This is a genomic window from Streptomyces swartbergensis, from assembly GCF_002148965.1.
Lineage (GTDB): Bacteria > Actinomycetota > Actinomycetes > Streptomycetales > Streptomycetaceae > Streptomyces > Streptomyces swartbergensis.
Genome location: NZ_NGFN01000455.1, coordinates 1 through 5,793, shown reverse-complemented (window position 1 = coordinate 5,793; position 5,793 = coordinate 1). Strand labels below are relative to the sequence as shown.

Here is a 5,793-nt window from a genome sequence, read left to right as displayed (position 1 = left end):
AACGGATGTCGCACATACATTCGAGGATGGGGGTATGGTGGGGGTGAGGTAGCTGGGAACAGATGTTCGAGAGCCGGTGTGGTTCACGAGTGCGGGAGGTGCGTGTGCCGGGCTTCACGCATCTGCACACCTTCTCCGGGTTCTCGTTGCGGTATGGAGCCTCGCACCCGGAGCGGCTGGCCGAGCGTGCCTCCGAGCGGGGCATGGACGCCCTGGCTCTCACCGATCGCGACACGCTTGCCGGTGCCGTCCGGTTCGCCAAGGCCTGTGCGAAGGCCGGGGTCCGTCCGGTGTTCGGGGCGGATCTGGCGGTGGCGGGAGCGGAGCCCCCCGAGCCCGGGGCCGGGCGGGGACGGCGCCGGACCCCTGTGCGCGGTGGCGCTTTCGTCGACGAGTCGGCTCCCCGGGTGACCTTTCTCGCCCGGGACGGTGCCCGTGGGTGGGCCGGGCTGTGCCGGCTCGTCTCCGCGGTGCATGAGGGGGAGGGGACGCCCCTGCTGCCCTGGGAGCGAAACCACGCCGAGGGCGTGACCGTGCTGCTCGGGCCCGACTCCGATGTGGGGCGTGCCTTGGCCGCCGGGCGTCCCGACCGTGCGGCGCGGCTGCTCGTGCCCTGGCGGGAGGTCTACGGCGACGCCCTGCGGCTGGAGGCCGTCTGGCACGGCCGGAAAGGCACGGGGCCCGGCTCCCTGCGGCTGGCCGCCCGGACCGTCGGGTTCGCCGCCGAGCAGCGGATCCGCCCCGTGCTCAGCAACGCCGTACGGTACGCCGACCCGGGACTGGGGCCGGTCGCCGACGTGCTGGACGCCGCGCGCCGGCTGGTGCCCGTCGACCCGACCAAGGAGCTGGACTCCGGCGAGGCCTGGCTCAAGGGCGCGGGGGCCATGGTGCATGCTGCCGAGCGGATCGTGGAGGCCGCCGGGTTCCGGCGGGACACCGCTCGTCGGCTGGTGGAGCAGACCGAGGTCACGGCCGCCGAGTGCCTGGTCGATCCCGAGGACGACCTCGGGATCGGCACCGTCCACTTTCCCGAGCCGCATCTGGTCGGCGCCGGCCGCCGCAGCGCCCAGCGGACGCTGGCCTCGCGGGCGGCGGCGGGAATGGTGCTGCGCGGGTACGACCGGCGGCGGGAGTACTGGGAGCGGATGCACCACGAGCTGGACATCATCGCCCACCACGGCTTCGCCTCCTACTTCCTGACCGTGGCCCAAGTGGTCGACGACGTGCGGGAGATGGGCATCCGGGTCGCCGCCCGGGGGTCCGGTGCGGGGTCGCTCGTCAACCATCTGCTCGGGATCGCGCACGCCGATCCGATCGAGCACCGGCTGCTGATGGAGCGGTTCCTGTCGAAGGAGCGGGTCGTGCTGCCCGACATCGACATCGACGTGGAGTCCGCGCGCCGGCTGGAGGTCTACCGCAAGATCATCGACCGGTTCGGCACCGAGCGGGTCGCGACGGTCGCGATGCCGGAGACGTATCGCGTGCGGCATGCGATCCGTGACGTGGGGGCGGCGCTGTCCATGGATCCGGCCGAGATCGACCGGGTCGCCAAGTCCTTTCCTCATATTCGGGCGCGGGACGCCCGCGCCGCGCTGGAGGAGCTGCCCGAGCTGCGGGCGCTGGCGGGGGAGAAGGAGAGGTACGGGCGGCTGTGGGAGCTGGTCGAGGCGCTGGACGCGCTGCCGCGCGGGGTGGCCATGCACCCGTGCGGGGTGCTGCTGTCCGACGCCTCCCTGCTGGCGCGTACGCCGGTCATGCCGACCAGCGGCGAGGGCTTTCCGATGTCGCAGTTCGACAAGGACGACGTCGAGGACCTCGGGCTGCTCAAGCTGGACGTGCTGGGAGTGCGGATGCAGTCGGCGATGGCGCACGCCGTGGCGGAAGTGGAGCGGGTGTCGGGCGTCAGGGTCGATCTGGACGCCCTGCCGCCCGGGGATCCGGAGACGTACCGGCTGGTCCGGTCCACCGAGACGCTCGGCTGCTTCCAGATCGAGTCGCCGGGGCAGCGGGACCTGGTCGGGCGGCTCCAGCCGGCCACTTTCCACGATCTCGTCGTCGACATCTCGCTGTTCCGGCCCGGGCCGGTCGCCGCCGACATGGTGCGGCCGTTCATCGAGGCGCGGCACGGGCGGGCGCCGATCCGCTACCCGCACCCGGATCTGGAGGAGCCGCTGAAGGAGACGTACGGGGTCGTCGTCTTCCACGAGCAGATCATCGACATCGTCGACATCATGACCGGCTGCGGGCGCGGCGAGGCCGACCGGGTGCGGCGCGGGCTGTCGGATCCGGAGTCGCAGGGGCGGATCAAGGTGTGGTTCGCGCAGCACGCGGCGGCGAACGGGTATGACGCGGAGACGATTCGGCGGACGTGGGAGATCATCGAGGCCTTCGGCTCGTACGGCTTCTGCAAGGCTCACGCGGTCGCCTTCGCCGTACCGACCTACCAGTCGGCATGGCTGAAAGCGCATCACCCGGCCGCCTTCTACGCGGGGTTGCTCACGCACGACCCCGGCATGTATCCGAAGCGGCTGCTGCTGGCGGACGCGCGGCGGCGCGGGGTGCCGGTGCTGCCGTTGGATGTGAACACGTCGGGCGTCGCACACCGTATCGAACTGGTGTCCGGTAAATGGGGTCTGCGGCTGGCGCTCTCCGATGTGCACGGCATCAGGGAGGACGAGGCGGCGCGGATCGCCGAAGGGCAGCCGTACGCCTCGCTGGTCGACTTCTGGGAGCGGGGCCGGCCCAGCCGTCCGCTGGCCCAGCGGCTCGCACAGGTGGGAGCGCTGGACGCGTTCGGCGCCAACCGCCGTGATCTGCAACTGCATCTGACCGAGCTGCACCGGGGCGCGCGGGGCGCGGGCGGTGGGCAGTTGCCCTTGGCCGGGGGGCGGAAGACGGCCCCGGCGGGGCTGCCGGACCTCACCTCGTCGGAACGGCTCAGTGCCGAGCTGGGCGTGCTGTCCATGGACGCCTCGCGCAATCTGATGGACGATCACCGGACGTTCCTCGACGAGCTGGGCGTGGTGCCCGCGCGGCGGCTGCGCGACGCCCGGCACGGGGAGACGGTGCTGGTCGCGGGCGCCAAGGCGGCCACCCAGACGCCGCCGATCCGGTCCGGCAAGCGCGTCATCTTCTCCACCCTGGACGACGGCACGGGCCTGGTCGACCTCGCCTTCTTCGACGACTCCCACGACGCCTGCGCCCACACCGTCTTCCACTCCTGGCTGCTGCTGGTGCGCGGGGTGGTGCAGCGGCGCGGCCCGCGCAGCCTCAGCGTGGTGGGCGCCGCCGCCTGGAACCTCGCCGAGCTGCTGGAGGTGCGCCGGGAGGAGGGGCTGGAGGGAGTCGCGGCCCGGCTGGCCAGTGCCGCTCCCGGGGCCGGTTCCGGCGGCGACGGCGAGGTGGCGGCGGGCTCCGAGGCCCAGGATCCGGCGGAGCAGCGGAAGATCCGCATGCCCACGGGGTACGAGATGCACCCCTGGGCCGATCTGCGTCCCGCGGGCGAAGGGCCCGCGGTGGGAAGAAAGTTGTGGCACCAGAGTCCGGGGAGTGCGGGATGACCATCCTCTGCGTACGTTTCCAGCTGCCTCCGACACGCGAGGCCGACCTGCCCCGACTGCTCGGGATGCTCGAGGAGTTCACCCCCGTCGTCCAGGCCCTGCCACCGGACGGGGCGCTGGCCGACCTGCGGGGCGCCGAGCGGTACTTCGGGCGGGACGCCGTCGAACTGGCCTCGGTGATCCGGGTGCGGTCGCTCGCGCTGTACGGGGTCGACTGCCTGATCGGTGCCGGGCCCGGACCGATGCTGGCCCGTGTGGCGCTGCGCGACGCCGTGCCCGGGGTGACGTGCGCGGTGCCCGAGGAGCCGGAGGCCATCGCGGAGTTCCTCGCGGACAAGCCCGTCGCCGCGCTGCCCGGCGTGGGCGCCGCGACCGCCCGTACGCTGGGCGACTACGGCCTCGACACCCTCGGCAGGGTCGCCGCCGCGCCGCTGTCCACGCTCCAGCGGCTGGTCGGCGCGAAGGCCGGCCGCGAGCTGCACGAGAAGGCGAACGGCGTCGACCGCGGCCGGGTCGTACCGAACGCCGTCTCCCTCCCCCAAGCTCTCGGCTGCGCTCGAGCAGGGGGGACCCCCATCCTCGCCACGGAACGCCCCTTCGGCCGCGACGAACTGGACCCGGACCGGCATCGGCAAGCTCTGCTGTCGGCCGCCGAGGAGATCGGCGCCCGGCTGCGCGCCCTGGAGAAGGTGTGCCGCACGCTCACCCTCACCGTGCGCTACGCCGACCGCTCGGCCACGACCCGCAGCCGCAAGCTGAACGAGCCGACCGCGCACTCACCGGACCTGACCCGGACCGCGTACGGCATGTACGAGGCGCTCGGCCTGCAACGCGCCCGGGTCCGCGCGATCGCCCTGCGCGCCGAGGGGCTCGACCCCGCGGACCAGGCCTCCCACCAGCTGACCTTCGACCCCGTGGACGAGAAGGTCCGCCGCATCGAGGAGGTCGCGGACCGCGCGCGGGCGAAGTTCGGGCCGCGGGCGGTGATGCCCGGGGGGCTAGCGGGACTGGCGGCGTAGATCCTTCTGCGTGACGTCAGTTGGCCCACGGCGGCACGATGCGGGTGCCGTCGGCGAGCCGTGCCTCCAGGCCCGTGGAGGTGGTGACCCAGGAGTACGCGGTCCGGTCGGTGGGGTTCTCGACGGTCAGGGTGGCGCCGGGGTTGATGATCACCGTGTCGCCCGCCGTGATCCGCTCGGTGCGGCCGTCGAGGGTGATCAGCAGCTCGCCGTCGAGCAGATGGAAGATCTCCTCCCGGCTGACCGTGTGCGCGGGCGCCTTGAGACCGGCGGGGATCTCGCCGCGCCAGGCGCACAGTTCCTTACTGCCGCTGCGCGGGGTGGCGTACGAGACGAAGCGGGCGCCGTGGATCTCGTGGGTGACGGCTTCGGACGAGCGGACGACGGGCATGACGGCCTCCAAGTGGTCAAGCAGCTTGACCATATAGTCAAGCTGCTTGACCATCCCGTCAAGGGTGTTTCAATGCATGCGTGCAGAACTCCGAGGCCATGGCCCTGTCCGCCGCCCTGCTCGCCGTCGTCGGCGGGCTCACGCAACGCATCCACGAGGGTGTGGTCGCTCGCGGCTTCGAGGGGCTGCGGCCCGCGCACGGCTTCGCCTTCGCCCGGCTCGCCCCGGACGGCGCGACGGTCACCGACCTCGCTGCCCACCTCGGGGTGACCAAGCAGGCCGCCAGCCAGCTCGTCGACGAGATGGTCCGCAAGGGATACGCCGAGCGGCGGCCGCACCCCGACGACGCGCGGGCGCGGCTGGTCGTGCTGACCGGGCGGGGGTGGGACTGCACGCGGGCTGCTGAGGAGGCGGCTGCCGAAGCCGTGCGGGAATGGGGGGACGCGCTGGGGGAGAGGGAAGTGCGGGCGCTCGGGGAGCAGTTGCTGCGGATCGCTCCGCGCGGGCCCATACGGCCTGCCTGGTGAAGGGGTGTCAGGCGGGTCCCTCGTCGTCGGTTACCACTGGAAGTTTTTACTGACGCGTAACTTCCCAGTTTGACTACTCACTCGTAACTTGACGAGTGAACAGCATCCCGTGATCCGGATCACAGGGCATCGTGCCGTCGCACCTCCCTTGAGCCGCAAGGAGATCACTCGATGCTGCCCTGGAAACGAGCGCTCAGACCCCTGGCCGCGCTGCTGCTGACCGCCGCGGCCGTCACCGCCCCCGCCGCCACCGCCCAGGCCGCCGGTGCCCCGGGCTCCGGCTGGAACGACTACTC

Annotated in this window: 4 protein-coding genes; 3 read left to right on the top strand and 1 reads right to left on the bottom strand. The window is 72.3% G+C overall.

The annotated features are described in order from the left end of the window. Positions 1 to 104 precede the first annotated feature (104 nt). Positions 105 to 3,560: a DNA polymerase III subunit alpha gene (locus CA983_RS39720; RefSeq protein ID WP_086605554.1), complete on the top strand. Its 3,456-nt coding sequence runs from the start codon at positions 105 to 107 to the stop codon at positions 3,558 to 3,560. Continuing rightward, entirely contained in the window at positions 3,557 to 4,579 is a 1,023-nt protein-coding gene (locus CA983_RS39715; RefSeq protein ID WP_086605553.1) for a DNA polymerase Y family protein, read from the top strand. Before CA983_RS39720 ends, CA983_RS39715 begins: the two co-directional genes overlap by 4 nt. A gap of 16 nt (positions 4,580 to 4,595) precedes the next feature. Here CA983_RS39715 and CA983_RS39710 read toward each other — a convergent pair whose 3' ends face one another. Beyond that, positions 4,596 to 4,970, bottom strand: coding sequence for a cupin domain-containing protein (locus tag CA983_RS39710; RefSeq protein WP_086605555.1), 375 nt, complete (start codon positions 4,968 to 4,970; stop codon positions 4,596 to 4,598). A gap of 80 nt (positions 4,971 to 5,050) precedes the next feature. On the opposite strand from CA983_RS39710, the gene CA983_RS39705 reads away from it, so the two are divergent. Further along, positions 5,051 to 5,497, top strand: a complete 447-nt coding sequence (locus tag CA983_RS39705) for a MarR family winged helix-turn-helix transcriptional regulator (RefSeq protein ID WP_086605552.1) — start codon at positions 5,051 to 5,053, stop codon at positions 5,495 to 5,497. Positions 5,498 to 5,793: the final 296 nt, after the last annotated feature.